Annotated in this window: 23 protein-coding genes; 13 read left to right on the top strand and 10 right to left on the bottom strand. The window is 71.3% G+C overall.

What is annotated here, in order from left to right; all coding sequences use genetic code 11:
- Nucleotides 1-396: a hypothetical protein gene (locus ACZ48Z_RS02415; protein WP_468733907.1), complete on the bottom strand. Its 396-nt coding sequence runs from the start codon at nucleotides 394-396 to the stop codon at nucleotides 1-3.
- 468 nt (nucleotides 397-864) lie between these two features.
- Between ACZ48Z_RS02415 and ACZ48Z_RS02410 the strand changes: the two genes are divergently transcribed.
- On the top strand, nucleotides 865-1,659 hold the full coding sequence (locus ACZ48Z_RS02410; protein WP_468733906.1) for an SGNH/GDSL hydrolase family protein: 795 nt from the start codon (nucleotides 865-867) through the stop codon (nucleotides 1,657-1,659).
- 4 nt (nucleotides 1,660-1,663) lie between these two features.
- Here ACZ48Z_RS02410 and ACZ48Z_RS02405 read toward each other — a convergent pair whose 3' ends face one another.
- The 4 genes from ACZ48Z_RS02405 to ACZ48Z_RS02390 all read right to left on the bottom strand — a co-directional run bounded on the left by ACZ48Z_RS02405 (nucleotide 1,664) and on the right by ACZ48Z_RS02390 (nucleotide 8,088).
- On the bottom strand, nucleotides 1,664-3,253 hold the full coding sequence (locus tag ACZ48Z_RS02405) for a protein kinase domain-containing protein (protein ID WP_468733905.1): 1,590 nt from the start codon (nucleotides 3,251-3,253) through the stop codon (nucleotides 1,664-1,666).
- Between the two features lie 57 nt (nucleotides 3,254-3,310).
- A complete protein-coding gene (locus tag ACZ48Z_RS02400) occupies nucleotides 3,311-5,005 on the bottom strand; it encodes an urease accessory protein UreH domain-containing protein (protein ID WP_468733904.1) in 1,695 nt (564 codons plus the stop codon).
- Nucleotides 5,002-6,456: a tetratricopeptide repeat protein gene (locus tag ACZ48Z_RS02395; RefSeq protein ID WP_468733903.1), complete on the bottom strand. Its 1,455-nt coding sequence runs from the start codon at nucleotides 6,454-6,456 to the stop codon at nucleotides 5,002-5,004. Before ACZ48Z_RS02395 ends, ACZ48Z_RS02400 begins: the two co-directional genes overlap by 4 nt.
- A gap of 99 nt (nucleotides 6,457-6,555) precedes the next feature.
- Entirely contained in the window at nucleotides 6,556-8,088 is a 1,533-nt protein-coding gene (locus ACZ48Z_RS02390) for a DUF4331 domain-containing protein (RefSeq protein ID WP_468733902.1), read from the bottom strand.
- Nucleotides 8,089-8,294: 206 nt separating this feature from the next.
- On the opposite strand from ACZ48Z_RS02390, the gene ACZ48Z_RS02385 reads away from it, so the two are divergent.
- From ACZ48Z_RS02385 to ACZ48Z_RS02375, 3 genes are all read left to right on the top strand, one after another.
- On the top strand, nucleotides 8,295-8,837 hold the full coding sequence (locus tag ACZ48Z_RS02385; protein ID WP_389098395.1) for a sigma-70 family RNA polymerase sigma factor: 543 nt from the start codon (nucleotides 8,295-8,297) through the stop codon (nucleotides 8,835-8,837).
- Nucleotides 8,834-9,733 (top strand): anti-sigma factor, encoded by a 900-nt coding sequence (locus tag ACZ48Z_RS02380; RefSeq protein ID WP_468733901.1) that lies wholly within the window; start codon nucleotides 8,834-8,836, stop codon nucleotides 9,731-9,733. Before ACZ48Z_RS02385 ends, ACZ48Z_RS02380 begins: the two co-directional genes overlap by 4 nt.
- A 126-nt stretch (nucleotides 9,734-9,859) precedes the next feature.
- Nucleotides 9,860-10,129 (top strand): hypothetical protein, encoded by a 270-nt coding sequence (locus ACZ48Z_RS02375; protein ID WP_389098399.1) that lies wholly within the window; start codon nucleotides 9,860-9,862, stop codon nucleotides 10,127-10,129.
- 211 nt (nucleotides 10,130-10,340) lie between these two features.
- On the opposite strand, the gene ACZ48Z_RS02370 is transcribed toward ACZ48Z_RS02375, so the two are convergent.
- Both ACZ48Z_RS02370 and ACZ48Z_RS02365 read right to left on the bottom strand, forming a co-directional pair.
- On the bottom strand, nucleotides 10,341-11,123 hold the full coding sequence (locus ACZ48Z_RS02370) for an ABC transporter permease (protein WP_468733900.1): 783 nt from the start codon (nucleotides 11,121-11,123) through the stop codon (nucleotides 10,341-10,343).
- Nucleotides 11,120-12,058 (bottom strand): ATP-binding cassette domain-containing protein, encoded by a 939-nt coding sequence (locus ACZ48Z_RS02365; RefSeq protein ID WP_468733899.1) that lies wholly within the window; start codon nucleotides 12,056-12,058, stop codon nucleotides 11,120-11,122. The genes ACZ48Z_RS02370 and ACZ48Z_RS02365 overlap by 4 nt, the downstream gene beginning before the upstream one ends.
- 63 nt (nucleotides 12,059-12,121) lie before the next feature.
- Here ACZ48Z_RS02365 and ACZ48Z_RS02360 point away from each other — a divergent pair, with 63 nt between their 5' ends.
- The gene (locus ACZ48Z_RS02360; RefSeq protein ID WP_468733898.1) at nucleotides 12,122-12,838 is read left to right on the top strand and encodes a TetR/AcrR family transcriptional regulator; all 717 of its coding nucleotides are present in this window, start codon (nucleotides 12,122-12,124) and stop codon (nucleotides 12,836-12,838) included.
- On the opposite strand, the gene ACZ48Z_RS02355 is transcribed toward ACZ48Z_RS02360, so the two are convergent.
- From ACZ48Z_RS02355 to hmgA, 3 genes are read right to left on the bottom strand one after another with little or no spacing between them, the layout of a single operon-like run.
- Nucleotides 12,835-13,989 (bottom strand): type ISP restriction/modification enzyme, encoded by a 1,155-nt coding sequence (locus ACZ48Z_RS02355; RefSeq protein ID WP_468733997.1) that lies wholly within the window; start codon nucleotides 13,987-13,989, stop codon nucleotides 12,835-12,837. The genes ACZ48Z_RS02360 and ACZ48Z_RS02355 overlap by 4 nt on opposite strands.
- A gap of 26 nt (nucleotides 13,990-14,015) precedes the next feature.
- Nucleotides 14,016-14,765, bottom strand: coding sequence for a GntR family transcriptional regulator (locus tag ACZ48Z_RS02350; RefSeq protein ID WP_468733897.1), 750 nt, complete (start codon nucleotides 14,763-14,765; stop codon nucleotides 14,016-14,018).
- A gap of 27 nt (nucleotides 14,766-14,792) precedes the next feature.
- Nucleotides 14,793-16,151: a homogentisate 1,2-dioxygenase gene (gene hmgA, locus ACZ48Z_RS02345; protein WP_468733896.1), complete on the bottom strand. Its 1,359-nt coding sequence runs from the start codon at nucleotides 16,149-16,151 to the stop codon at nucleotides 14,793-14,795.
- Nucleotides 16,152-16,324: 173 nt separating this feature from the next.
- Between hmgA and ACZ48Z_RS02340 the strand changes: the two genes are divergently transcribed.
- The 8 genes from ACZ48Z_RS02340 to ACZ48Z_RS02305 all read left to right on the top strand — a co-directional run bounded on the left by ACZ48Z_RS02340 (nucleotide 16,325) and on the right by ACZ48Z_RS02305 (nucleotide 26,284).
- Nucleotides 16,325-17,035, top strand: coding sequence for a hypothetical protein (locus ACZ48Z_RS02340; protein ID WP_468733895.1), 711 nt, complete (start codon nucleotides 16,325-16,327; stop codon nucleotides 17,033-17,035).
- Between the two features lie 379 nt (nucleotides 17,036-17,414).
- Complete coding sequence (locus ACZ48Z_RS02335) at nucleotides 17,415-18,035, top strand: TetR/AcrR family transcriptional regulator (RefSeq protein WP_468733894.1); 621 nt, start codon at nucleotides 17,415-17,417, stop codon at nucleotides 18,033-18,035.
- 100 nt (nucleotides 18,036-18,135) lie between these two features.
- On the top strand, nucleotides 18,136-20,373 hold the full coding sequence (locus ACZ48Z_RS02330) for a molybdopterin oxidoreductase family protein (protein WP_468733893.1): 2,238 nt from the start codon (nucleotides 18,136-18,138) through the stop codon (nucleotides 20,371-20,373).
- A gap of 138 nt (nucleotides 20,374-20,511) precedes the next feature.
- Entirely contained in the window at nucleotides 20,512-21,957 is a 1,446-nt protein-coding gene (locus ACZ48Z_RS02325; protein ID WP_468733892.1) for a CitMHS family transporter, read from the top strand.
- Between the two features lie 22 nt (nucleotides 21,958-21,979).
- Complete coding sequence (locus ACZ48Z_RS02320) at nucleotides 21,980-23,218, top strand: MFS transporter (RefSeq protein ID WP_468733996.1); 1,239 nt, start codon at nucleotides 21,980-21,982, stop codon at nucleotides 23,216-23,218.
- Between the two features lie 101 nt (nucleotides 23,219-23,319).
- Nucleotides 23,320-23,982: a hypothetical protein gene (locus ACZ48Z_RS02315; protein WP_468733891.1), complete on the top strand. Its 663-nt coding sequence runs from the start codon at nucleotides 23,320-23,322 to the stop codon at nucleotides 23,980-23,982.
- On the top strand, nucleotides 23,969-24,775 hold the full coding sequence (locus tag ACZ48Z_RS02310; protein ID WP_468733890.1) for a class F sortase: 807 nt from the start codon (nucleotides 23,969-23,971) through the stop codon (nucleotides 24,773-24,775). Before ACZ48Z_RS02315 ends, ACZ48Z_RS02310 begins: the two co-directional genes overlap by 14 nt.
- Nucleotides 24,776-24,946: 171 nt before the next feature.
- Nucleotides 24,947-26,284 (top strand): ABC transporter ATP-binding protein, encoded by a 1,338-nt coding sequence (locus tag ACZ48Z_RS02305; protein ID WP_468733889.1) that lies wholly within the window; start codon nucleotides 24,947-24,949, stop codon nucleotides 26,282-26,284.
- Nucleotides 26,285-26,520: the final 236 nt, after the last annotated feature.

Genomic DNA, 26,520 nt, shown 5'->3' with positions numbered 1-26,520 from the left:
TCAGAGGTTCCGGCCCTTCGCCGTACGGCGCCGCAGGACCAGCACCAGCAGCAGGATGAGAGAGCTGATCACGGCCATGGCCACGACACCGCCGCGCGCCGACCAGCGGTGGGTGGCCAGCATGCCCTGGGCGACGAGCATGTTGAGGACCACCGAGCCGGCCAGCGCGGTCAGTGTCCGGGCGAACGGATCGAGGCCGCGCAGCGCGGCGGCGATGCCGACGGCGGGCGCCGCGAGCAGGAAGAACAGCACGAGCGGTGCGCGCAGTGGTGAGCCCGAGCCGGTGAGGGCGAGCAGCGCGCCCAGTCCCCCCGCCGTGGTCGCGGCGCCCGCGAGCAACGGTGTGAGGTCTCTGCCCGATTCTCTCGGAGATGTCCTGATACGTGTGAGGTGCATGGGCGACGTTTCCCCCCAGAAAGCGCCGGATGCCGGGCTTCAATGTCGCTCAGGGTGGTGGGGGCCGTCAAGACGCACAGGTACGGACTTGGACATGAGTGTTCCCCGGAGGTACAAGGCGCCTCCGGGGAAAGGCCGTTCAGGCGGTGTGTGCCGGGGTGGCCTCGGCGGGCAGGGCGGTGAGCCCGCCCATGAGGGCGGCGGTTGCCAGACCGGTGATCGCGGCGAACCGGAACGTGTTGCCACGCAGGTGTGCACGTGTTCGCGCACACGGCTGGGAGCGTCGCGTTCCGCTCCGGACCGAGGTAAAGACTGGGTCGTCTACGGGCGTAGAACAAGGGAGTTGAGGCGGCGTCGACAAACCTGCCATGTCCACGAAATCATTGACGATTTTGGCATGGACACTTCCCGTCGATTCGCGTGCTTGCTACGACGGATGTGGCAGAGATCCTGCTAAAGGGAGGTTCCATGAGACGTTCCCGATTTGCCGCTTACGTCGGCTCGCTCCTCCTCGCCCTCGCCGCCGTCCTCACCGGGACAGGCACCGCCCACGCCGCCGAAGGCCCGTATGTGGCCCTGGGCGACTCCTATTCCTCGGGTGTCGGCGCAGGCAGCTACATCAGTTCAAGCGGCGACTGCAAACGAAGCACGAAGGCCTACCCCTACCTCTGGGCCGCCGCCAACTCACCCTCGTCGTTCGCTTTCACGGCGTGCTCGGGCGCTCGTACGGGTGACGTTCTGGCGAACCAGCTGACGCCCCTCAGTTCCGCGACCGCCCTCGTCTCGATCAGTATCGGGGGCAACGACGCGGGCTTCGCCGACGTCATGACGACCTGTGTGCTCCAGTCCGACAGCTCCTGCCTGGCCCGGATCAACACCGCGAAGGCGTACGTCGACTCGACGCTGCCGGGCCGACTGGACGCCGTCTACTCGGCGATCAGCGGCCGGGCCCCCAACGCCCGGGTGGTCGTCCTCGGCTACCCCCGCTTCTACAAGCTCGGCGCCACCTGCCTCGGCCTCTCCGAGACCAAGCGGAAGGCGATCAACGGCGCCGCCGACTACCTCGACACCGCGACCGCCAAGCGCGCCGCGGACCACGGTTTCGCCTGGGGCGATGTCCGCCCCACCTTCACCGGGCACGAACTCTGCTCCGGCAGCGCCTGGTTGCACAGCCTCGACCTGCTCAACATCGGCCAGTCCTACCACCCGACCGCGGCCGGCCAGTCCGGCGGCTACCTTCCGGTCCTGAACAGCGCGGCCTGACCCCTCAGGGGGACTCGGTGGGGGAGGCCTCGCCCGTCGGGGTCGGGGTCTCCTTCACACAGGTCAGCGAGAACGGAACCGAGTTGGACGTCTCGTGGACCGGGTCGCGGACCTCCACGCTGATGACGTCCTCGAACGTACCGCTGTCGTCCTGCGTGGTGACGAACCGCCGGTCCTGCTGCGTCTTGTCACCACCTTCCGGGAACGTGAGCGTCTTCCAACTGCCGTTCACCGAGCCGTTCTTCGACACCCAGCGGTAGGTCACCGTCGCCGGGAGCCGGCCGACCGTCAGCGTGGCCGTGAAGCCGGGGGCCGCCGACTTGTCCGGGGGGCAGCTGCCGGAGTAGCCGGTGTTCGAGCCCGCCAGCGAGACGTCCACGGACTGCTTCGGGGGCGCGCTCGTGGTGCTCTCCTGCTGACTGGGGGGCGGGTTCTCCTTGCTGGACCCCTCTGTGCCGGTGTCGGTCTGCGCGGGTGAACTCACCGACGAGCTGGGGTCCTTGGCGGTCACCCCGTCCCCGTCGCCGTTGTCCTTGTTCAACAGCGCGTACGTCAGCCCCGCGATCGCCAGCGCGAGGGCCACCGCACCCGCGATCAGCACGAAGCCCGCACGACGGTTGCGTTCCGGGGGCCTGGCGGAAGTGGTGGCGGGAGTGGAGACCGGTGTGGGCGCCGACCGGTACGGGGTCGTCGCCGGTTCCTGCGGGAAGGGCGCCGCGACGGTCGGGGGATACGGCGCCGCCTGTACGGCGTCCGCGCGCGGAGTGCCTCCGGCCCCGATGATCCGCAGCTCCTGCTCGGCCCGCTCGGCAGGCAGCCGCTGCGCCGGATCCTTGCGCAGCAGCCCCTCGATGACCGGGGTGAGCGGACCGGCCCGGTACGGCGGCGGCAGCTCCTCGTCCACGATCGCGCGCAGGGTGCTCAGCGGGGTGTTCTGCCGGAAGGGGGAGTTGCCCTCGACGGCGGCGTAGAGCAGCACACCCAGCGACCACAGGTCGGACTCCGGACCCGGAGTGCGGCCCAGCGCCCGCTCCGGGGCGAGGAACTCGGGGGAGCCGATGACCTCGCCGGTCATCGTCAGCGCCGAACTGCCCTCGACCTGGGCGATGCCGAAGTCGGTGAGCACCACGCGGCCGTCGTTCGACAGGAGCACGTTGGCGGGCTTCACGTCCCGGTGCAGCACCCCGGCCTCGTGCGCGGCCCGCAGGGCGGCGAGCACCTCGGCGCCGATGTGCGCGGTCCGCTGCGGGCTCAACGGGCCCTCGGCGTCCAGGAGTTCGGCGAGCGAGACACCGCGCACCAGTTCCATGACGATCCATGGCCGGCCGTCCTCGGTGGCCACGTCGTACACCGTCACCACATTGCGGTTCGTCACCCGCGCCGCCGCCCACGCCTCGCGTTCGAGGCGGGCGTACATCCGCTCGACCTCGTGCGTCGCCAGTCCGTGCGGGGCGCGCACCTCCTTGACGGCGACCTCGCGGTGCAGCACCTCGTCACGGGCGCGCCACACGGTTCCCATGCCGCCCTCGCCGAGCGGGGACAGGAGGCGGTAGCGGCCCGCGATCACTCGTTCACTGCCCGGATCTTCGGACACGGACGTCCCCCACTTCGCACTCCGCTCGACTTCGCATGATTTCTCCACAAACGTAGCTCAGCCGAGTGCGGATGCCGCCCCCTTGAGCACCAACCCGGCCCCGAGTGCCACGACGACGAACGCCGACATCAGCGGTGCCGTCCTGCGCACCAGCGCGGTCAGCGGGCTCGACGCCAGGCGGGGGCGCCGGTCCAGCACCCGTGTGACTCCGCTACCCAGCCTGACGACGACGAATCCGGCGGCGGTCAGAGTGAGGGCGAGCCCGACGCCGTACGCCACGACGAGCAGCAGGCCGAACCAGGCCTGCCCCAGCGCGGCGGCACCGACGAGGACCACGACGGCGGAGGGGCTGGGCACGAGACCGCCGGCGAAGCCGAGGAGGATCGTGCCGCGGACGGTGGGGGCGACGGCGTGGGTGTGGGTGAAGCCGCCGTGGGTGTGTTCGAGAGCGTGCGAGTGGTCGTGGGGGTGCGGGTGATCGTGGGTGTGCCCGTGGTCGTGCCCGTGACGGTGAGCCTGATCGTGACTGTGGCCGGACGTGTGGGAGTGCGTGTGGGCCTTCTCCGTCGCCGGGGCGGTCTCGGTGTGGGCGGCGACCAGGACCAGGGACCGTTCCTCGGGCTTGTCGGCCGCGTGCGGGTGGGTGTGGCCGTCCGGCCCGTGCGGGTGGTCGTGGTCGTGGGTGTGCCCGTGCCCGGGGCCGTCCCCCTGCTGGTGGACGCGGCTTCGCCAGGCCCGTCGCAGCAGGGTGACGCCCGCCGCGGTCACCATCGCCCCGCTCGCGATGCCCAGCCAGGCGATCACCGAGGGCGCCGCCGCCGAACCGGCCGTGACCAGCAGGCCCAGGGCGACCACGCCCAGGGTGTGGGTGACCGTCACGGAGGCGGCCAGGGGCAGGACGTCCTTCATCCGGGCCTTGCCGCCGCGGGCCGCGGCCACCGCGGCCATCAGCGTCTTGCCGTGGCCCGGGGCGAGCGCGTGCATCGCGCCCAGGACGACGGCGATGAGCAGGGCGAGCGCGGCGAAACCGACGGTGAGGTCGTGGCGGGCGACCAGGGAGTCCAGAGCACGGGTCCAGCGGTCCGCGCCGCGCGGCAGGACCGAGGCGGCCGGTGCGTCCGACTGCTTTTCGGTGAGCGCCGGGCCGCCGGGCCGCACCCGCAGGGAGGCGGTCACGGTGTCGGCGGGGGAGGAGAGCAACTCCGTCGGATACGTGGTGAGTTCGTTCGAGACCGACTTCGCGGGCACGTCCGACCCCGCGAGCGTCATCCGGTCGCCGCGCGCGGTGATCTCGCGCCAGCCGGGGCCGGAGTCGGTGCCCGCGCTGTGGAAGCCGAGGGTCACGGTGGCGCTCTGGGGCAGCGGGGCGGTCAGCCGGCACTCCACGCGGAGGGTGTCGAGCCCGGCCTGACCGGGACGTACGCGCGCGTGGCTGCTTCGGGCGGTGAGGACGACGGTACGGCCGTCGACGGTGACCTTGCCGCCCTCGGCCGCCTTCCGGCAGCGCTGCGCGGCCCACTCGGTCATGCCGAGCTTCTCGATGTCCGGCTTGGCCTGGGTGGCCGGGATCTCGGCGAGGTCCTCGACATGGTCGACGCGGAGTTCGCCGGGGGCGGCGACGAGACCGTCGTAGCGGTTGACGGTGAAGTTGCCGAGGGGGTGCGCGCTCGCGCTGCCGGAAGGGAGCAGCGCGAGCGCGCAGGCCGCCGTCAGGACGGCCGTGACGGACGCGAACAGACGGCGGGGCCTCACTTGGACGCCTCCTTGAGAGCCTTGCGGGCCTCACGGGCGCCGAGGGGGGAGAAACCGGGGTTGAGCTTCAGGGCGGAGGCGAGACGGCTCCGGCCTTCCTTCCGGTCGCCCGCGGCGAGTTCGATGATCCCGCGGTGGTACAGGAAGGAGGCGTTGCGATAACCGGTGGCGGTGGCCTGCCGGGTGTACGGCAGGGCCTCCTTGTCACGGCCGTTCACATGCAGGGCCCAGGCCAGCGCGTCCGCGGTGTGCACGGTGTGCCGGCGGGCCCACTCGGCGCGGGCGGCGCGCAGGGCCGAGGCCTTGTCGCCGTGGTCGGCCGCGGCGAGCGCGGTGTCGAGGTCGGCGTTGACGCCGTTGGCCCGGGCGAGGGCGATCCAGGCGTCCACCAGCGCGTACTGGTCCTGGGCCTTCGCCTTGTCGCCGTCGGCGCCCCGGTCCTCGTACAGCTCACCGAGCTCGACGAGCGGCCCGGGCAGCGGATAGCGGGCCACGACGTTCTCCATGCCCTTGATCGCGGCGGCCCGGTCCCCGCTCGCGGCCTGGGCGCGGGCCCTGCCTTCCAGGGCGGGGAGGTAGGTGTCGTCGGCGGCGAGGGCGCGGGCGTAGTCGGTCAGCGCCGTGGCGTAGTCGCCCTGGTTCCAGGCGAGTTGGCCCAGCGCGCCGGCCACGTAGGCGATGTCGCCCGGCGTGGTCGCGTTGGACAGGGCCTGCTCCAGGGCGCTGCGGGCGGTGCGGACATCGCCGCGCAGCTCGTGGACGTAGGCGTAGCGGGTGAACACCGGGATGCCGGGCCGCAGTTCGTCCGCGAGGTCGGCCGCCTTGGACGCCTCGTCGTAGCGGCCCAGTTCGACGAGGGCGTCGATACGGGAGGAGAGGGCCCGCTCGCTGTAGGGGTTCTGTTTCAGGGTCCGGTCGGCGTAGGCGAGGGCGTCCTTGAAGTCGTGCCGGGCGGCGGCGAGCGCGGCGAGACCGGTGAGTCCCTGCTCGTTGTCCGCCGACAACTTCAGTGACTTCTTCAGTACTTTCTCGGCCTGCGGATACCGCGAGGGGTCACCCTTCGTCCGCGCCTGCTCCACGTAGGCGAGCCCGAGGGTGGCCCAGCCGCCGAAGTCCTTGGGCTGGCTGCGGAGATGGGCCTGGAGCGCGCGGATGCTCGCGTCGAGATTCCCGGCGGCCATGAGGCCGGGGGAGACGGCCGAGGACGAACTGGCGACGGTGGCGGTGCCGCCGTCCCGCAGCGCCCCGAAGGCGATCGACCCACCGGTCAACGCCACGGCCAACAGAGCAGCGCACCCGGCGAGTTGAGCGGCCCGCCACCGCCGTCCGGCCTCGGAGACGCGCCGCACGGCGGTGACCTTCTCCTCGTCGGCCCGAGCGGAGGGCGCCCCGGTCTGCGGCGGCCCGTCGTGTTCGCTCTCCGCTGCGCTGTCGGTCGTAGACCCGGACATGGCCCTCTCCTGATTCGTTCGTGATCGTGTGTCGCGGCGCGGCCCGCACCGTGGGGGGACGATGTTGTGCGGGCCGCGCCAGTAGGGGGAGGGGTCGGCCTAGTAGGCGCGCTCCCGCATCCGGCGCCACCACATGAGGGCCGCCCCGATGAGCGCGATACCGGCCGCACCGCCACCCGCGGACGCGGCGATCAGCGTCATGTTGTCCGAACCGGAGGACCCGGCGGGGGACAGCGCGTCGCCGAGCTGGTTGCGGACGTCGTTGCCGCCGCTCGTGCCCTTGGCCAGCGGCCCCCGGGAACCCTCGGTCGGCAGCGCCACGTACGGGAAGGACTTCTCGAAGTCCTTGTCGTTCTTGTCGACCGCGTCACCGAGGTCGTTCTTGGACCCGACCAGCTCACCTTCGACGACCTGCAGCGAGGCGTCGATCACGTCGTCGGTGAGCCGGCGCCCGTTCGGGAACCCGGCGTTGTCGCCATCAAGCACACCGAGCCGCTTCGGAGAATCGGTGGGCTTGATGGACGTGTTGAGTCGAAGCTCCTCCGCGGGACGCACGTGAGGCGGCTGGTTCAGCCCCTTCACACCCTTGAGGAAGACGTCGACGAGGTCGTTGCGCGGCTCCTTCGGGGCGGGGATCTTGTAGATCGCCTCGATGAGCTTCGGCAGTTCGGGGTTGGTCACGTTCTTCAGGAACTGCGCGTCGTAGTACGGCTGCGACGCGTTGAACTTGTCCTTGTCCTTGAGCGGGTTGACGACCTCGTTGACCAACGGGTTGCCGAGACGCGAGACCTGGGAGTAGTAGCCCTGCGCGTTCTTGCGCTGGGTCGTCGACCAGATGCCCACGACCGGCTGGTGGGACGACTCGGCGATCAGCTCCGTCGGGACCTGCAGGGCGATCGAGTTGACGTTGTAGCCCTTGAGCGTGTCGTTGCCGACCTCGCTGAGGTTCCCGCCGTACAGCAGGTCGAAGACGCGCAGGTCCGCGAAGAACGGGTCGTCTGCCTGGCCGGCGAACGCCGTCGAGTCGCCGGGAAGCTTGTAGACCGCCTGGTCGCGCAGCTTCTCGTAGTTCGGCATGGACGCCTTGCCGACGTTCGACGGCGCCACCGGGATGTCGTCGGCGACCTTCGTCTTGTACTCGACCTTCCCGTACTTCAGCCGGACGAGGTCGATGTCGTACGTCTGCGTGACGTTCAGGTCGGGGTCGTCGAGGCTCTCGACCACACCGGTGTTGTACAGGAACGACTTCTTGTTCTTGACGTGCGTCTTGAACGTGAAGCGGTACAGCAGGTCGCCCTGACCGTCACCGTTGTTGTCGATGTGGAGGTCGTACTGCGCGTCCTCGGCGAACTGGTAGAAGTTCGGCCCGCCCCCGGGCTCCTCGAACGGGATCCAGTTCGCGACGATCGTCGTCGAGTCGGGCTTGTCCGGGCTGACGAACGCGTACACGTCCGTGTTGTCGTACTGGGGGTCGCCCGAGATCAGCGGGGCCTCCCGGTGACTGGAGGCGGAGGCCGCCCCGGGTTCCAGCGTGGCCACACCGGCGGCTACGAGCCCCCCGGCGGCCAGCGCGCCACAGATGAGGGTCGCGATGCTTCCGCGTCCCGAGCCGCTCCTGGAGATAGGTGTCATGCCGTCCGTCCTCAGTCCAACTTGCCTGACGTCGGTGATTCGGAGCGGTGGGCGGGCCGGATTGGTCGAATCTCAAAACTTCTTTTCTGCTGCTCGACCCGCACTTTCGGCCTTCTCATCCGTACCCCCATCCGGAGGTGTGTTCGTTGCGAATACCACGTGGGGCGGGACGGCCCAGGTGCGGCTTTGCGGGAGGGGGCGACGAGTTGGAGGCTGACGAGCTTCTGGTGCTCGTGGCGGGCGGGGACCAGAGGGCGTTCGAGGAGCTCTACGGGTTCGTGTCCGGGCCGGTGTTCGGGCTCGTACGCCGAGTGGTCCGCGACCAGGCGCAGTCCGAAGAGGTGTCACAGGAAGTGCTGCTCGAACTCTGGCGGTCCGCCGCGCGGTTCGACCCCCGCAAGGGCAGCGCGATGTCCTGGATCCTCACCCTCGCGCACCGCCGCGCCGTCGACCGGGTGCGCAGCGCCCGCGCGGCGGGCGAACGCGAGCAGCGGGAGGCGAACCGGGCCCACCCCCCTGCCTTCGACCATGTGACCGAGGAGGTCGAGGCGGGCCTCGAACGCGAGTGGGTGCGAAGGTGCCTGGAGCGGCTCACCGAACTCCAGCGACAGTCCGTCACCCTCGCCTACTACGACGGCTACACGTACCGTGAAGTGGCCGAGCGGCTCTCCTTGCCGCTGGGTACGGTGAAGACGCGGATGCGCGACGGGCTGACCCGGCTGCGCGAGTGCCTGGGAGGTGTCGCATGAGCCTGAGTGACCGGTTCCGCAGCGAGGACCTCCATTCCCTGGCGGCTCCCTACGCGCTCGACGCGCTGGAACCCGCCGAGCGGATCCGCTTCGAGCGGCATCTGGGAGGCTGCGACAGCTGTACCGCCGAGGTGCGGGCGCTGTCCGAGGACGCGGTACGGCTCGCCTGGTCCGCGGCGGCCCCGGCGCCGCCCGCGATGCGCGACCGGGTGCTGGCCGCCGTGCGCGCGACTCCGCAGGAGCCCCTTTCGCTCCGGGATCCGGCCCCGCACCACGGGTTGGACCGGCAGTGGGAGCCGGTGCGGCAGCGCGAGCCCGACCGGCACCGGGGGCCAGCACGGCAGCGGGGACCGGGACGCGCGCGCAAGTCGCAGTTGCCGGCCCACGTGTGGGGCACCCAGCCACTGCCCAGGCAGCGGCGGCGGCCCCTGTTCGTGCCCTTCGCGACGGCCACCGCCGCCGCAGCGCTCGCCGTCGCCTCCCTGTTCGCCGTCCAGGCCGACCGCACCCAGGACGAACTGGACGCGCAGAAGGCCCAGGCCAGTGAGATCGCCCACGTTCTGCAGGCCTCGGACGCACTCGCGACCCGTGGCCAGGACGCACAGGGCCGCATCATCGGAGTGATCGCTTCCGTATCGGAGGGGCGCGCGGTCGTCACCCTGAGCGGGTACAGCGCGCCCCCGAGCGGCCGCGTGCGCCAACTGTGGCTCATGCGCTCGGGCGAGCAACCGCGCTCCCTGGGGCTCTTCGCCTCCGACACGCCCTTGGTCGCGACCGGACTCGACAAGTCCGCAACATCACTCGCTGTGACGGTCGAGCCCGACGGTGGCTCAGCGCAGCCCACTACTCAGCCGGTTGTCCAACTCGCCCTGAAATCGGTTGGATTCGGAGAGTAATCAAAGAGGGGTCGTCAACACCCTTATGGGGAAGGTGAATCCTGTGACGCCGATACACGTGTGCCCCGACGGGGCGATAGGGTTAACCTGCCCGGGCCGGGTGGACTCGTACGGGTGGGGAGTGACATGGAACAGATAGCAGTGCGCAGGGCGAGGGTTCCTGCGATCACCTGCGGGAGCAGCGCGACCAGTTCGCGCCTCGACCGCCATCTCTCGGTGCTGTCGGGACCTGCTGTCCCGCAGCGGGAGGCGGCCGAGGCGACATTGCTGATGCGTGAGCTGACCGCGCGTGACACCACCAAGGAGCGCGGCGACAGCAGGGGAGCGCGCGTTCGTCGCGTCTCGCTGTTCGCGCCGCTGCGCCGACTGCGCCGTTCGCTGTTCGGCGGTCGCTGAGCCGCAACGGCCCTCCGGGGCCACGGCTCAGACGTTCCCGACCCGCGCTCGGCGGTCCGGCCATCCCGGTGTCCCGCTGCTCTCCCGTCCGTCATCCCCACGGCATGCAGCGGCGCCAGGTGAACTCGCCGGGTGCGGGGCACGTCCCCCGCACCACCCACCCCACCCGTAACACCCTTGCCATGCGCGTCCGTTGAGTCCGGCGGCGTGATCAGCCCTCGCCGCGCCCGTACCGGCGTACGGCCAGCGGTACGAAGACCGCGAGCAGCACCGCGCACCACATCAGCGACCCGGCTACCGGATGGGCCACCGGCCAGGCGGCGCCCTCCGGCACGGGCGCGTTCCCGAACAGGTCCCGCAGGGCCGTGGTCACCGCGCTGATCGGATTCCATTCGGCGAGCGTGCGCAGCCAGCCGGGCAGATTCTCGGTCGGGATGTACGCGTTGGACAGCAGCGGCAGCATGAACGTCGCACCGCCCAGCTGACCGGCGGCCTCCTCGCTCCCGGTGAGCAGGCCGAGGAAGACGCCGATCCAGGTGGTCGCGAACCGGAACAGCAGCAACAGTCCGACGGCGCCCGCCGCTTGGAGCGCGGACCCCTCGACGCGCCAGCCCACCGCGAGCCCCACCAGCAGGAACGGCACCATCCCGGCTGCTGTCACCGCCACGTCCGCGACCGACTGCCCCAGCGGTACGGCCGCCCGGCTGATCGGCAGCGTGCGCAGCCGGTCCGTCACGCCCCGGTGGACGTCCTGGGCCGCCTGGAACATCCCGGTCATGATCCCGTTCGCCGCCGTCGCCACCAGCAGACCCGGCACCAGGAACGACCGGTACTGCTCGCCCGGCATCGCCAGCGCGCTGCCGAAGACGTAGCCGAAGAACAGCAGCATCGTGATCGGCATGGTCTGGGTCAGGATCAGCAGTCCCGGGTTGTTCCGGACCCGCCGCAGCTGACGGCCCACCATCGCGGTGCCGTCGTAGGCCAACATGCTCATGCCGCATGCTCCTTGGTGAGTCGCAGGAAGACGTCGTCGAGGGTCGGCGGCCGGATGCTCGCGTCGAGCAACGGCACGCCCGCCGCGTCCAGTTCGCGCACCAGACGGGGCAGGGTGAGCGTGGTGTCCCGGGTGACCGCGCCGACCGAGTTGCGCTCGTGGTCGAACGACGGTTCCCCGCCGGTGAGTCGGTCCAGCACGCCGGCCGCCTTCACCAGGACGTCCGTGTCCGCGACGACGATCTCGACGTGCGCCCCGATCAGCGCCTTCAGCTGGGACGGCGAACCCGTGTGCGCGACCCGGCCCTTGTCCACCAGGGCGATGTCGTCGGCGAGCCGGTCGGCCTCCTCCAGGTACTGCGTGGTCAGCAGCACGGTCGTGCCGTCCGCGGTGAGATCGCGCACGGCGTCCCAGATCAGGTTGCGGCTGGCCGGGTCGAGCCCGGTCGTCGGCTCGTCGAGGAACAGGATCCCGGGGCGGCGGATCAGGCTAGCCGCCAGGTCGAGGCGGCGACGCATGCCGCCCGAGTAGGTGGACGCGGGCCGGTCGGCGGAGTCGGTCAGCCCGAAGCGGTCGAGCAGCTCGGTGGCCCGCTCGGCCGGCCCCCGCACCCGGTGCAGCCGGGCGAACAGCCGGAGGTTCTGCCGCCCGGTGAGGTCCCCGTCGACCGACGCGGACTGCCCGGTCACGGCGATGGCCCGGCGTACCGCCGCCGGTTCCCGGACGAGGTCGTGCCCGGCGACCCTGGCGGAACCGGCGTCCGGCCGCAGCAGGGTCGTCAGCAGCCGTACGGCCGTGGTCTTGCCCGCGCCGTTGGGGCCGAGGATGCCGCAGACCGTGCCCGGCGCGACCGCGAGATCCAGCCCGCGCAGGGCGCGCACCTCCCCGAAGCGCTTCTCCAGACCTTCACTAAGTACAGCGTACGTAGAAGTCATGGGGTGACCATAGCGCACTACGTACGATGTACGTAACTAGGATGGTGGCCGAGGTGATGATCGATGGCAGGCCGAGCGGCCGTACCCGAAGTGATCTGGGCGCGTCCTGAGCGGACGGGGCGTGGTCCGAGGCCCGCGTTCAGCCGGGCCGACATCGCGGCCGCGGCGGTGCGGCTCGCCGACGCCGGGGGGCTGGAGGCCGTGTCCATGCGGCACATCGCGGCCGAACTGGGCTGCGGCACGATGTCGCTGTACAACTACGTCCCCCGCAAGGAGGACCTGTACGAGCTGATGATTGACGCGATCGGTGCCGAGCACGAGATCCGCGAGCCCTCGGGCGACTGGCGCGCCGACATGATCCGCAACGCGGAGGAGACCCGCGCCATCATGCACCGGCACACCTGGGTGCCGCGTCTGATGTCGGGGGTGTACGGCTTCAGCCCCAACACCCTGCGGTACCTGGAGTACTGCCTGGCCTGCCTCGAACCGCTCGACGTTCCGTACGGCGTGAAGATGGAGCTGGTCGCGCTGCTCAACGGCGTCGTCACGACGTACACGGCGAACGAGATCGCCACCGCCGAGCGCACCCGTTCCATGCCCTGGTCCGAGGAGGAGGAGAACGCGGTCCGCATCGCCTACCTGGGCAGTCAGGTGGCCACCGGCGCCTATCCGCGGCTGGCCGCGGCCTTCACGGAGGACAGCGGGCCGATCGATCTGGAGGCGGTGTTCGTGCGGGCGCTGGAACGGGTGCTGGACGCCTTCGACCCGGGCCGGCGTTAGATCAGCGCGAGCTGCCCCTCCGGCCCCTCCTCGTGGCCGTCCAGGACCGACGCCGGCCTGCGCGCCGACTCCGGCACCGGCAGCACGCCCGCCCCGCGCAGGTCGGCCGCCGTGATCCGGGACGTCAACTCCTCCCACGGGGGCTGGAGTTCCGCCAGCAGGGCCAGCGCGGCGATCAGCTCCAGGAGTTCCGACGTCCACGCCTGCGGCCAGGTCGCCGGGCGGATCGCCGCCAGGGTGCCGGGTTCGGGCTCGGCGACCCGGGCCGTGAACCACTGCTCCAGGACCCGGACGCCGGCCACCTCGAAGTCCCACGCCTCGGGCGGCACCGGCGAGATGCGCCCCTCGTCCAGCAGCAGGGCCTCCTCGTCGCGGTCGTAGTCCAGGAGCAGGGGGCGCGAGGGGAGCGGCGCGCGGACGTACGGGCGGCGGCCTCCGGGAAGCTTCGGGCGGTCGCCGTGCCGCCGCATCAGCCAGAGCGTGCGGCGGCCCGACTCGACGCCTCGGGACCAGAGTTCGGGATCGTCGCTGAGCGGCACGGTGAGGTCCGGACGGACCGCCGCCAGGATCCAGCCGAGGACGTCCAGGGGCTCCACGGCGATCCCGAGCCGGGTCCGCAGGTGCTCCAGGAGGCCCGGGACCAGGTTGGGCTCCGTGCCGCCGGGGCGCCGGTACAGCGGGCGGATCCGGCCGGGCCGGAGCAGGGGGAGCACGGAGGTCGCGAACAGCAGGGCGCCCTGCGGATGCGCGGGCGTCTCCACCACGAACACCTGGTCGTCGTCGGCCACCCGCCACAACTCCGGCCGGGCCGCGTCGATCAGCCGGTGGTCCGGGATCAGCCACTGCTCGTCGAAGGGCGCGTGCAGGACCCGTACCGGCTCCGGGCAGGGACCGGAAGCACGCGCGAGCCTCTCCGTGCCGCCCGTCCGCCCCGGCAGCTGCCCCACCGCCGAACGCAGGGTGCGCGAGCGCGTGGGCTCGAACAGGGCCTCCCGGTCGGGGCCCTCGGCCTTCAGCAGGGCGTCCCAGCGGGCTTTCAGGGAGGCCGCGTCGGGTCCCGTCGGCCACCCCCGGCCGAGCCGCGGCGGTGCGACGGACCACGGCATGAGGTCCGCCAGCGGCGGAGCGTCGTCGTGCGTCACGCTGGGCATCGTACGACTTGTCACGGACCGTGCGTTCATGTGGCGTCCAGGGTCACCGTGAAGGAGAACCGGTCCCCCCGGTAGTGGATCACCGCCGCGTCCAGCACCCGCCCGGCCGTGTCATAGGTGACCCCCGTGTAGTGCAGGATCGGGCTGAGCAGCGGGACCTGGAGCAGCCGGGCGGTCTCCGGGTCCGCCAGCCGCGCCTCCACGGTGTCCGTGATACGGCTGATGTCCGCACCGACGACGTCCTTGAGCACCTTCGTCATCGGCCAGCGCAGCAGGTCGGACGGGTCGATGCGGGCCGCCAGTTCGGGACGGACGTAGTTGCGGGCGTGGTTGGTCGGCTCGCCGGTCTTCTCGTCGCTGCGCAGCCGGTGGTACGTCGCCACCTCGTCCAACTTCGGGAAGTACTCGGTGAGTTCGGTCGGCACGGACGACCTGCCGTGCTCCAGCAGTTCCGTCGTCATACCGGACTGCTGGGCCACGATCGCGTCCACCGAGCCGAGCAGCCGGACCGGGGCGCCCCGCAGGGCGGCCGGCTCGATGAAGGTGCCCCGGCGGCGGTGCCGGGTGATCAGCCCCTCGTCCTCCAGCTCCTTGAGCGCCTGCCGCATCGTCAGCACGCTCACGCCGTAGTGCGCCGCCAGCTGTTCCTCGGTGGGTAGGCGGAGCGGGTCCTGGGGTGAGCGGCCGAGTATCGAGGCGCGCAGGGACTGCGACACCTGGTACCAGAGCGGCAGCTTGCGGTTCAGGACGATCGAGTCCGGAGCGAAGGAGGTCACGGGCTATCCGTACCTTCCGCGGATCGGTCAGTGCAACGGGCGGAAGTGGCGTTCCAGGCCCCGCCACACGTCGTCGTAGTGCGGCTGGAGGTGGTCCGCGCGGGCCGCGTGCGCGGTGAGCGTCACCGGCCACCGCGTCTCGAACATGAACGCCAGGCCGTCGTCCACCTTCTGCGGCTTCAGCTCGGCCGCGCTCGCCCGGTCGAACGTCTCCCGGTCGGGCCCGTGCGCCGACATCATGTTGTGCAGCGAGCCGCCGCCGGGCACGAAGCCCTCTGCCTTGGCGTCGTAGGCGCCCTCGATGAGGCCCATGTACTCGCTCATCACGTTCCGGTGGAAGTACGGCGGCCGGAAGGTGTCCTCGCCGACCAGCCAGCGCGGCGCGAAGACCACGAAGTCGACACCGGCAAGCCCGGGGGTGTCCGACGGTGAGGTCAGCACGGTGAAGATCGACGGGTCCGGGTGGTCGTAGGAGACGCTGCCGATGACATTGAAACGGCGCAGGTCGTAGACGTACGGCACATGGTTGCCGTGCCAGGCGACCACGTCGAGCGGAGAGTGGTCGTAGGTCGCCGTCCAGAGGTTGCCGCAGAACTTGTTGACCACCTCCACCGGCCTCTCGACGTCCTCGTAGGCGGCGACGGGGGCCCGGAAGTCGCGGGCGTTGGCCAGGCCGTTGGCGCCGATCGGGCCGAGGTCGGGGAGCTGGAAGGGCGCCCCGTAGTTCTCGCACACATAACCCCGGGCCGACGCGTCAAGCAGCTCCACACGGAAGCGGACCCCACGAGGGATCAGCGCCACATCTCCCGGCTCCACATGCAGCAGCCCGAACTCCGTGCGCAGCAGCAGCCCGCCGCGCTCCGGGACGATCAGCAGCTCACCGTCGGCGTCGCTGAAGACGCGGTCCATCGAGTCGGTGGCGTGGTAGAGGTGCACGGCCATGCCGGTGCGCTGGGTGACGTCGCCGTTGCCGCCGAGGGTCCACAGGCCGGCGAGGAAGTCGGTGCCCTCCGCGGGCTGCGGCAGCGGGTCCCAGCGCAGCCGGTTCGGGTCCGGGACCGACTCGGTGAAGGGGGCCGTACGGATCCGGCCGTTGTGGGTGTGCGTGAACGCCGGGTGCGCGGCCGACGGACGGATCCGGTACAGCCACGAGCGGCGGTTGTGGGCGCGGGGCTCCGTGAACGCCGAGCCGCTGAGCTGCTCCGCGTACAGGCCGAGGGGGGCGCGCTGCGGGGCGTTGCGGCCCTCGGGCAGGGCGCCGGGGACGGCTTCCGACGCGTGTTCGTTGCCGAAGCCGGAGAGATGGGCCAGGCCCTCGGCGGTCTTCCGCGCGTTCCCGCGCGCGTCGGCCGCGTCCGCGCCCGAGGTTGTTGCGTCCCCGCTCATGACGGCTCCCTTGCGGTCTGATTCCTATGTATCACCGTAGGATTGCGGTTGCGGTGGCGCAAGAGGTCGTCCCGTGGAACCGATTCCCCGTCCGTGACCTCCTCAGGGAGGAGGACCGGAACCAGACTCCAGGGGGATTTGCGGTGTCGCACCCGTGTTCTAGGCTCCCGGGCATGTCGTGGACGCGGGGACTCCTTGCCGTGCTCGCGGTCTGTGTCCTGCTGGTGACCGGATCGGTGAGTTGTGGTGCCAGTGGGGCGCAGGAGCAGAGGGAAGGCCAGTCGGTGTCGCCGGTGGGCAAGGTCCTCGGCGACACCGACCACGAGGGGCGGCACTACCGCGAGGTGGACCAGGGGAGCGCCCCTAAGGTCGGCATAGAGGTGCAGCCGGCCACGGACGACTGCTGGTCCGTGCGCCTGGCCGTCGAGAACTTCGCCTTCTCGCCCACCGGCACGACGTCCAGGGCGGTTTCTGGCCATGGCGTCGCCGTCCTCTTCGTCGACGACCGCCCCGTCACCACCCTGCGCACCCCCGCCTACCGTCTCGCCGCCGCGTACGTCCCCCAGGGCACCCACACGGTCACCGCCCGGCTGTACGCCGACGACGGCACCGTGTGGGCCGTGGACGGCAACCCGGTCGAGAGCACGGCGGACGTCACGGCCTCGGAGCCACGCTCCACGACGGGCACGGGCACGGGCGGCACACAGCCGCAGCTGACTTCCGGTACGGGTGGCGGCGGTTCGGAACCGCGGCCCGCGACCGGCGCGGGTGGCGGTGGTTCGGAACCGCGGCACACGGCGAGCGCAGGCGACGGTTCGCGGGCGGTTGCGGGTAGCGATGCGTTGCGGGCGCAGGGTGTGGTGGGTGCCGGGGGTGGCCGGTGAGTGGCCCAGGCCCGCGGTTGGCGGTTGTCGCCCTGGGTGAGTGCGGGCGACGGTGCGTCGGAAGCGCAGAGGGCTGCGGGTGCCGGGGGTGGCCGGTGGGTGGCCCAGGTCTGCGGCTGCGGGCGACGGCGGGCGTTGCCCTCGGTGGGTGTGGGCGGCGGTGTGTCGGAGCCGTAGAGCGTGACGCGTACCGGGGGTGGCCGGTGGGTGGCCCAGGTCCCCGGCTGTGGGGGACGGTGGTCGTCGCCCTCGGCGGGCACCGGCGGTGGTGCGGCGGATGCGCAGGCCGCGGCGAGTGCCGACAGTTGCCGGTGAGTGCCCCAGGCTCCCGGCCCCGTACCAGGTGGCAGGGTTCACCGGACCGCGGCGGAAAGGCATCATGAAGCCCGTGCCCCAAGCGACCTCGCTTCGCCGCGCCCCTGTGCAGCGGCGCAGCGCCGAACGGCTGACCAGAATCCTCGACGCCTGCGCCGACCTCCTGGACGAGGTCGGCTACGACACCCTGAGCACGCGGGCCGTCGCGCTGCGCGCCGGCGTACCCATCGGCTCGGTCTACCGCTTCTTCGGCAACAAGCGGCAGATGGTCGACGCCCTCGCCCAGCGCAACCTCGAACGCTTCACGGTCCGTGTCACCGATTGCCTCGCGGAGTCGGGCGAGGAAGGCGGCTGGCGCACGGTGATGGACGTCGTCCTCGACGAGTACCTCGCCATGAAACGCACCGCACCCGGCTTCTCGCTCGTCGACTTCGGCAACCAGATCCCCGTAGGCGCCCGCCATGCCGAACCCAACCACCGCGTCGCCGACCGGCTCACCGAGCTCCTCTCCGGTTATCTCTCCCGCGAACCGGACGACGACCTGCGCCGCACCTTCCTGATCGCCGTGGAGACCGCGGACACCCTCGTCCACCTGGCCTTCCGGATGGCGCCGGACGGTGACGAGCGGATCATCGCGGAGGCGCGGGAGATGCTGCGGGCGTATCTGGCGCGGGTGCTGGACTGACGCTCCGCGGAATTCGGTGGAGAAGGCCTCCCCACCGTTCATACCGGTCGGTATGCTCACCCCGAAGCCCGGACAGGCACCGCTGCCCCCAGGAGGACCCGTGTCCCGCACCGCCCTGCGAATCTGTCCCCTGTGCGAGGCCACCTGCGGGCTGACCCTCACCATCGAGGGAAGCCGCGTCACCGGGGTCCGCGGGGACCGTGACGACGTGTTCAGCAAGGGGTTCATCTGCCCGAAGGGGGCGGCCTTCGGGGCCCTCGACGGGGACCCCGACCGGCTGCGCACCCCCCTCGTTCGACGCGACGGCGAGCTGTGCGAGGCCACCTGGGAGGAGGCCTTCGACGCGGTCGCCGCCGGGATCAGGGCGGTCGTCGACCGGGACGGGGCGAACTCCGTCGGGGTCGTCCTCGGCAATCCCAACGTCCACACCATGGCCGGTGCCCTCTACCCGACCGTGCTGCTCGGCGGGCTCGGCACCCGGAGCATCTTCACCGCGTCCACCGTCGACCAGATGCCCAAGCACGTGTCCAGCGGGCTGCTGTACGGCGACGCCAACGCCATCCCGGTGCCCGACCTCGACCACACCGACCATCTGCTGCTCATCGGCGCCAACCCCCTGGAATCCAACGGGAGTCTGTGCACCGCCCCCGACTTCCCGGGCAAGCTCAAGGCGCTCAGGGCCCGCGGCGGCACCCTCACCGTCATCGACCCCCGCCGCACCCGCACCGCCAAGCTCGCCGACCGGCACATCGCCATCCGGCCCGGTGCGGACGCGTTGCTTCTCGCCGCCGTGACGTACGTGCTCTTCGAGGAAGGTCTTGTGGACACGGGGGAGTTGACCCCGCATCTCCAGGGGCTCGGCGAACTCCGCGAAGCCGTAAGGGACTTCACTCCCGAGGCCGTCGCCGCCGCCTGCGACGTGGACGCCGGGGTGACCCGCGCCCTCGCCCGTGAACTCGCCGCCGCCCCAACGGCCGCCGTATACGGCCGGATCGGCAGCTGCACCGTTCCGCACGGCACCCTGGCGAGCTGGCTCGTCGACGTCCTCAACATTCTCACCGGCAACCTCGACCGGCCCGGCGGCGCCCTCTTCCCGCAGGCGGCCACCGACCGGACACCCCGGCCCGCCGGACCCGGTCACGGGTTCGCCCTCGGGCGCTGGCACTCCCGGGTGAGTCAACACCCCGAGGCCAAGGGCGAGTTGCCGCTCTCCGCGCTGGCCGAGGAGATCGACACCGCGACCGCGGAGGGCGAGCCGGTCCGGGCGCTCATCGTCGTCGCCGCCAACCCCGTGCTCTCCGCCCCCGACGGCGACCGGCTCGACAAGGCGCTCGGCTCGCTCGACTTCATGGTCAGCGTGGACCCGTACCTCAACGAGACCTCACGCCACGCCCACGTCGTGCTGCCGCCGCCCCCGCCCTCCCAGAGCCCGCACCACGACTTCGCGTTCAACACCCTCGCCGTACGCAACCAGGTCCGCTACACCCGCCCCGCCGTCCCGCTGGAGCCCGGCCGGATGGCGGAGACGGAGATCTTCGCCAGGCTGATCCTCGCCGCGACCGGCATGCACGGCGCCGACCCGTCCGCCGTGGACGACCTGGTCATCGGCCAGACCCTCGGCAAGGCGGTCAAGGAAGCCCACTCGCCGGTGCACGGACGGGACGCCCGCGAACTCGCCGGGCTGCTCGTCGGCGACACCGGCCCCGAGCGGCGGCTCGACATGATGCTGCGCCTCGGCCCCTACGGCGACGGCTTCGGCGTACGACCGGACGGCCTGAGCCTGACGAAGCTGCTCGCGCATCCGCACGGCATCGACCTCGGGCCGCTCGGGACCCGGCTGCCGCAGCCCCTGAAGACCAGGAGCGGCAGGGTCGAACTGCTGCCGCAGCCGATCGCGGACGATCTGCCCAGGCTGCGTGAGGCGTTGCGGCACCGGGCCGACGGCCTCGTCCTCATCGGCCGCCGGCACCTTCGCTCCAACAACAGCTGGATGCACAACGTCCCCGCGCTCACCGGCGGCACCAACCGCTGCACCCTGCACATCCACCCCGAGGACGCCGAGCGGCTGGGTCTGGCGGACGGCGCCCCGGTGCGGATCAAGGGTGCCGGGGGTGAGGTGGTCACCGAGGCCGAACTCACCGACGTCGTACGCCCCGGCGTGGTCAGCCTGCCGCACGGCTGGGGCCACGACCGGCCCGGCAGCCGGCTCGGCCACGCCTCCAAGGACCCCGGCGTCAACGTCAACCAACTCCTCGACGGCAGTCTGCTCGACCCGCTCTCGGGCAACGCGGTCCTCAACGGCGTACCCGTGGAACTTGCCGCCGTCGTGGCCCTGTGAGCAGTGCAAAGCTGTGACCAGCAGTTTTGCGCTTATTGCTCGCACGTCAACGTCTTGTTAACGCCACTTGACGCGACCTAACGTCAACGCACTGCCGACTCCGGTGGGAGTTCAAGGGCGAACGTTAGGTATCCACTCATGTTGACCATCCTCGGCTTCGCCATGATCGCGACCTTCCTGGTCCTGATCATGATGAAGAAGATGTCGCCGATCGCGGCGCTCGTGCTGATCCCGGCACTGTTCTGCGTCTTCGTCGGGAAGGGCGCCAAGCTCGGTGACTACGTCATCGAAGGCGTCACCAGCCTCGCCCCCACCGCGGCGATGCTCATGTTCGCGATCGTCTACTTCGGTGTGATGATCGACGTCGGCCTCTTCGACCCGGTCGTCCGCGGCATCCTGAAGTTCGCCAAGGCCGACCCGATGCGGATCGTCGTCGGCACGGCGATCCTCGCCGCCGTCGTCTCCCTCGACGGTGACGGATCGACCACCTTCATGATCACCGTCTCGGCGATGTACCCGCTGTACAAGCGCCTGAAGATGAGCCTGGTCGTGATGACCGGTGTCGCCGCCATGGCCAACGGCGTGATGAACACGCTGCCGTGGGGCGGCCCCACGGCCCGCGCCGCCACCGCGCTGAAGCTCGACGCCAGCGACATCTTCGTCCCGATGATCCCGGCCCTCGCCGTCGGACTGGTGGGCGTCTTCGTCCTCTCGTACGTCCTCGGCATGCGCGAGCGCAAGCGGCTCGGCACACTGACGCTGGAGGAGGTCCTGGAGCCCGTGGGGTCCGAGACGGTCCTGGTGGGTGCCGGTTCGGCTGCCTCCGGTACCGGTACCGGTGCGTCCGGCACATCCGGCACGGGCAAGAGCGCGGTGGGAACCGGCGGTACCGACGCCTCCGACGCCGCGGACGCCGATGAAGCCGCCGACGAGCTGAGGCGCTTCCAGGTCCTGGACCCGAACCGCCCCACCCTGCGCCCCAAGCTGTACTGGTTCAACGCGCTGCTCACGGTCGCCCTGCTCACCTGCATGATCATGGAGTGGCTGCCGATCCCGGTGCTGTTCCTGATCGGCGCCGCACTCGCGCTCACCGTGAACTTCCCGCACATCCCCGACCAGAAGGCCCGCCTCGCCGCCCACGCCGACAACGTCCTCAACGTCTCCGGCATGGTCTTCGCCGCCGCCGTCTTCACCGGCGTCCTGCAGGGCACCGGCATGGTCGACCACATGGCCCGCTGGATGGTCGACGTCATCCCCGAGGGCATGGGCCCGCACATGGCCCTCGTCACCGGCGTCCTGAGCCTCCCGCTCACCTACTTCATGTCGAACGACGGCTTCTACTTCGGTGTCCTCCCGGTCCTCGCCGAGGCCGGCGCGGCGCACGGCGTCACCCCGCTGGAGATGGCCCGCGCCTCGCTCGTCGGCCAGCCGCTGCACATGTCGAGCCCGCTCGTCCCGGCCGTCTACGTCCTGGTCGGCATGGCCAAGGTGGAGTTCGGCGACCACACCAAGTTCGTGGTCAAGTGGGCTGCGCTCACCAGCCTGATCATCCTCGGAGCAGGCATCCTCTTCGGAATCATCTGATCAGTCGGTGGAAAACATCATCGTGAGGCCCGGTGGGAACCGCGGCTGGCTGCTCCGTCTCGTCATCGCCTTCAGCTTCGCGCAGGGGGCGGTGTCGATGGCCCGGCCCGCCGTGTCCTACCGGGCCCTGGCGCTGGGCGCGGACGAGCGGGCGGTCGGTGTCATCGCCGGCGTGTACGCGCTGCTGCCCCTCTTCGCCGCCGTACCCCTGGGCCGCCGTACGGACCACGGGCGTTGTGCGCCCCTGCTGCCGGCCGGAGTGGTCCTGATCTCCGGCGGCTGCGCACTGAGCGGTGTCGCCGGCTCCCTGTGGGCGATGGCGGTCTGGAGCGGGGTGATGGGCCTCGGGCACCTCTGTTTCGTGATCGGCGCCCAGTCGCTCGTCGCCCGGCAGTCCGCCCCGCACGAACAGGACCGCAACTTCAGCCACTTCACCATCGGTGCCTCCCTCGGCCAGCTGATCGGCCCGATCGCGGCGGGCGCACTGATCGGCGGCTCCGACAGGGCGGGCACCAGCGCGCTGGCGCTGCTCGTAGCGGGAGCGGGGGCGGCGGTCGCGCTCACCTCTCTGTGGCGGATCGAGCATCGCGAGACGGCCGCCAACTCCCTTGCAGGCGCAGGGAATCGAGTCTCCGTGCGGCACATCCTGCGGGCCCGGGGCGTACCCGGAGGCATCTTCGTGAGCCTGTCCGTGCTGTCCGCCACGGACATCCTCACCGCGTACCTCCCGGTGGTCGGCGAGCACCGGGGCATCGCCCCCTCGGTGATCGGACTCCTGCTGAGCCTGCGCGCGGCCGCCACCATCGCCTGCCGTCTGGTGCTCACCCCTCTGCTACGGCTGCTGGGGCGTGCGTTGCTCCTCACCGTGACGTGTCTGCTGGCGGCCCTGTTGTGCGCGGGCCTCGCGCTGCCGGTCCCGGTGTGGGCGCTGGCCGTCATGCTCGCCCTGCTGGGCTTCTGTCTCGGCGTCGGTCAGCCGCTGTCCATGACGACGGTCGTCCAGGGCGCCCCCGAAGGCGCCCGCTCCACCGCCCTCGCCCTGCGGCTGACCGGGAACCGCCTCGGCCAGGTCGCCGCACCGGCCACCGCGGGGCTGGTCGCCGGAATGGTGGGCGTGGCGGCGCCGTTCGTGATGCTCGGGGCGTTGCTGTTGCTGTCGTCGGGGGTGGCGCTGCGGTCGCCGGGGCGGCCCGAAGGGACCGAACAGGCCGCTGGGGAGCGGCCGAAGCGCCCGGGATTGCGCCGCACGAGCGATATCTGACGGCGCGCCGGGCATCGATGCGGCCGACCACTGCGCGCATAAAGGAGAGTTCTGCCGAAAGAGCGATTTGTATGGAAATCGTCTGAATCGGAGGAGCGCGCATGCCCACCCTGAAACTCCCACGTACCTTCCGCGTCCACGCGGGTGCCACCGTCGTCCTCACCGCCCTCGCGGCAGCCGGCGCGTCGTGGGTGGTGGCGCCGGCCGCGTCGGCCGCAGGCGAGAACGGCGACATCAGGATCCACCGCGTGGGCGTGCCGTTCGGCGTCTCGAAGGACGATCCGCGGGTCTGCAAGTTCTACCTGGACGCCGTCAACTTCGACGCCCTCCCCAGCATCAACTACACCATCACGCCACAGCCTCCGCTGCCCAGCGCCGCGACCACCGGCGGAATGGTCCAGCTCGCAGGGGGCGCCGGTCACACCGACCCGCTGGGGGTGTCGGAGGGGCAGCACAAGATCAGCTGGACCGTGGCAGGCGTCACCAAGGAGAAGGTCTTCCGCGTCAACTGCCACGAGGGCAAGCGCGACACGGAGCGCCGGCCGGGCGACCGGATCGAGGACCAGCAGCAGCACGGCGGCGGGGGCTGGGGTCAGAACGACCCCAGCGGTCCGAAGGGCGGAGTGCACGCGGGCGGCGGCGGTCTCGTCGACACCGCTGCCGCGTTCGCGCCGGTGACCGCCGCAGGGGCCGTCGGCCTGGTGGCGGTCGGCGGCGTCGCGTACTTCCGGCTGAACCGCCGTCGGCCCAATGGCGCCGCGTAGGCGCAGACGCAGGCCCTGGTACCGGACCCGCGCCTACCGCCTCGCCAGGACGGCCCTGCTCACCGTCGTCCTGGTGACGGTAGGGGTCCGGTGCGCGGGGGACGACAAGGCGACGCCGTCGGGCGGGCCCGACGGCCCGGACACCGTGGCGGCCGCCGGCCCGGAAGCGGAAGCGACCGCCGTTCCGGATGCGGGGGCGGCCGGTGGGCCGGAACCGGAGGCGGTCGGTGGGTCGGACCCGGCGGCGGTCCGTGCGCCGACCCCCTCCGCCCGCCCCGCGCACACGCCCCCGCCCCGCCCGCTGCCCCGGTCCAGGCCGACGTCGTTCCGCGTTCCGTCGCTGGGTATCGACGCTCCGATCACGGCTCTCGGACTCATCAAGGGCAGGGAGCTGGCGACGCCACCGGTCGACAAGCCGAAGCTCGTGGGCTGGTACCAGGGCGGCCCCACCCCCGGAGAGTCCGGCACGGCGATCGCCGTCGGCCACCGCGACACCAGGACCGGCCCCGCCGTCTTCGCCGCGCTCGCCGAGGTGAAGCCCGGCAAGGTGATCGAGGCGAGGCGGGCGGACGGCCGCACCGCCGTCTACACGGTGGACCGGGTGAAGGTCTTCGACAAGGCGGGCTTCCCCGACAAGGAGGTCTACGGCCCGGCCCGGCGCCCGGAACTCCGTGTGATCACCTGCGGTGGGTTCTACAACCGGCGCACCGGGTACACCAGCAACGTCGTCGTCTTCGCCCACCTCACGAAGATCCGCGACCCACGGCCGCCGAAGAGCGCGACGGCCCGTTGAATCCGTCCGTCCGTTTCCTCGCCGGACGGACCGGTGCAACGATCCCGCCCAGTCCCTTCCCCCGGGCGCGCGCGTTCCGTTAACTTCCGTGACTCACAGCCCCGTTCGAACCGCTCGGGGTCTCTCGACCGCGGAGCACCAGCGCCTGATTCAGCCCCCGGGGGCACCGTCATGACACGCGCCATCTCCCTGCACGACGTGAGCAAGACCTACACACGAGGAATCCGGGTGGTGGACCGGCTCTCGCTGGACGTCAGGCCCGGCGAGTTCCTCGTCCTGCTCGGCCCCTCCGGCTGCGGCAAGTCCACCGTGCTGCGCATGATCGCCGGGCTGGAGGAGATAACCGAGGGGCAGCTCAGGCTCGACGGCGAGTTGGCCAACGACCTGCTGCCCGGCGAACGGCGGATGGCGATGGTGTTCCAGAACTTCGCCCTCTACCCCAACATGACCAGCCGCGGGAACATCGGCTTCCCCCTGCGCATCGAGGCCCCGGGCGAGGATCCCCGTGCGCGCGTGGACGCCACCGCCCGCATGCTGGGCATCGAGGACCTCCTGGACCGCTACCCGGGCCAGCTGTCCGGCGGCGAACGCCAGCGGGTGGCGATGGGCCGGGCCATCTCCCGCCACCCCTCCGCCTTCCTCATGGACGAGCCGCTGTCCAACCTCGACACCAAGCTCCGCAACCACCTGCGCGCCGAAATAGCCGGTCTCACCCGGCAGTTGGGCGTCACCACGGTCTACGTCACCCACGACCAGGCCGAGGCCATGTCGCTCGGCGACCGGGTCGCCGTCCTGCGCGGCGGAGTCCTCCAGCAGGTCGGCACCCCGCGCTCGGTGTACGCGCTGCCCCGCAACGTCTTCGTCGCCGCCTTCATCGGCACCCCGCGCATCAACCTGCTGCGCGGCCTGGTCCGGGCCCCGCTGGACGGTGCCATGACGATCAGCCTCGGCAAGCAGTACCTGCGCCTGCCCGAACCCCTCTGCCTGGACCACCAGTTGCTCCGCGTCCAGCAGGGCCGCGAGGTGATCGTCGGCCTGCGTTCGGAGGCGATCCGGATCGCCAAGCCCACCTCCGCACGTCCAGGGGAGATGCCGATCACCGGTCTGGTGGAGCATGTGGAGTTCCAGGGCCACGAGGTGCTCGTGCACTTCAACACCGGCTCCAGCCCCGCGTTCGTCCCCGACCTGGAGGCCCCGCGCCCCACCCCGCGGCCGGCCCGGCGCCGCCGCCGCGAGGGCACGGTCCTGGACCGCATCAGGGACCGCGCGGGCTCCCTGCGGGCCGGGCCGGTGGTCGTCATGGAGGACCCGCCGGACACCGCACCCGAGCCCGCCCCGTCCGACGGCCGCCTCCCCGGCGACCTCGTCGTCCGCACCACTCCGGACATAGACCTCCGCCGCGGCATGCAGGTCCCCCTCCTCGTCGACATCTCCCACCTCTTCGTCTTCGACCAGCACGGCGAACGGATCTGCCCGTCCCCGGCGCGGCTTCCGGATCTGGACGAGTGAGAGGCGGAGTGAGACTCGCCAGGGCGGTGTCGCGGAACTGGGGCGGGGGCGGAGGCCCCCTGATGGTGCGGACGCGCGGTGGGCGGCCGACCCACACCTGATCGCGGGTCCGGCACCGGCACCGACCGGGCGCGTCCGAGCGGTCGTACGAGCTGATCCCGCTGTGCCCGGTGGTACGGTCCGCCGCGAGCGACGGGAAGACCGAGGAGGTCGGGCGGCCGTACGAGAAGGCCTTC

Source organism: Streptomyces sp. NPDC031225 (assembly GCF_055570355.1).
Note: the sequence above shows the minus strand (reverse complement) of the source record. Positions and strands in the feature narration are given on the sequence as shown.